The organism is Endozoicomonas sp. ONNA2 (genome assembly GCF_024606365.1).
In the GTDB taxonomy this organism is placed as follows: Bacteria; Pseudomonadota; Gammaproteobacteria; order Pseudomonadales; family Endozoicomonadaceae; genus Endozoicomonas.
In genome coordinates this window covers 1-1,561 of sequence record NZ_JAHHPO010001171.1, presented here as the reverse complement: position 1 = coordinate 1,561, position 1,561 = coordinate 1, and the positions used below count along the sequence as shown (strand labels likewise).

The 1,561-nt window shown below is 49.8% G+C and carries 2 protein-coding genes; one reads left to right on the top strand and one right to left on the bottom strand.

The window, feature by feature from the left end:
• The coding region (locus KDK14_RS20680; protein WP_257267131.1) for a hypothetical protein at positions 1 to 365 on the top strand (365 nt) is incomplete at its 5' end.
• 204 nt (positions 366 to 569) lie between these two features.
• Here the strand turns inward: KDK14_RS20680 and KDK14_RS20675 are convergent.
• Complete coding sequence (locus tag KDK14_RS20675; protein ID WP_257267130.1) at positions 570 to 1,382, bottom strand: DUF3050 domain-containing protein; 813 nt, start codon at positions 1,380 to 1,382, stop codon at positions 570 to 572.
• Positions 1,383 to 1,561 lie beyond the last annotated feature (179 nt).

Sequence of the window (1,561 nt, the reverse complement as noted above, 5' to 3'; positions counted from 1 at the left end):
GGCTGGAACAGCGCATTGGCCCGATCAAACGGTTTGGCCAGGTGCGTGACCGGGTGGATATGCTGAACCTGGTCAATGAACAGACGGTGGATGAAAAGGTTTATGAACGCCTTTCAGAACGGATGCGTAACCGCTTTGACCTGTTCGGCTCACTGCCGGATACCATCAAGGATGAATGGATTGAGGATATTGAGTCGCTGGGGGAAAAGATGGATCAGTATATTCAGGACCATCGGCGGGCGACCGGCTTTGATCTGCGCTATAACGCCTCGATGCAGCCGACAGAACATGAGTGGCGGGATTGCTCGCAGGTGTTGTCGCAGCGGGATTTTGGCAGTTTGATGCGGGTGGGGTGGAGTAGTTAGCAAGGTCATTGCGTGGCAATGAAACAAGGTGTCGTATATTCAATCACCGCAAAAACCGGGCGGGCGTTTGGCTATGATAGCCGTCAATGTTCTGATTGACATTGCATTATAACCGCTTGGCCGCGCAGGTGGGGCGGCCATCCGCTTAGTGGTGTGAGGATGTCAAGAGCCAAACTTCTTTCTTATATTGAAATAACCAAGGTCTCAAATAAGACCCGGAAGTTTAGTCTCTGCTTTATCAACAGAACCCTGCCCCTGTCCGGCGGTAATCTCGACCAATTGCTGCTCAAGACCATCCCAAAATCTTATTCGTGCTGAAATAGCCTCTTTCGCCTTGGCAACTGCCGATGCTTCTGCGGTTTTGTCCCCATTAATGCACAGTTTCAGCAGGTTCTCTGCTGCCGGGCCATGCTCATTCCCATCAAGGTCAATATGTCTCTTCAGATAGTAGGTCATAGCAGGCACGGACGCCGGGGGGATTTGCCAATGATTCAAAAGGGAAGAAAACATCTCTGGAATGGCATCTTCACGCCCGAAAAGAAAATAACTGGCCACTTCCGGTAATGAACCGTACTGGGCTACCTTCATGGTATTCGAAACAAATGCCTGAACATATACTGGTACATCGGCAACCACCAGGGCCTGTTGCCAGGGAACACCGGTCCTGATGCTATAGATTACCTGCTCGATTTTACTGGTGTCTGCATTCACCTCACCCATGGCGGCGAGATACATTTCCAGATGGCTCATGGGCGTGCCATGCCGGTCCTTATCCGTCTCTTCATAGAGAATAATTTCATTAATGAAACGGGCAGACCGGGCATCGGCAACCGGCACCCAGGGTTGCTGCAGGGAAGTAAACTCAAGCTGCAATCTTTTCGCCAGCGACATAAAATCCCATACTGCAAATACATGAGCTTCCATAAAGGCCGACAATGTCTTTACGCTGTCAATTTTCTGGTAGATGGAGTGGTTGGAAAGTTGTTCTTGAAGTGGGCGTAAGTCTTCTTTAAACATGATAGTCTCCTGCGGTAAGCAATTTGTTCTGGCTGGCCGACAAGACTATAAGGACATTGGACACATGGCAGCCTGGCTACTCCATTTTATCGGCAAAACAGATGTCGGCTGGAAGGCCCTGACTATAAGTAGCTGGCCATATGGAATCGAATATTTCTGGCTACTTGGGCAGGTACTGT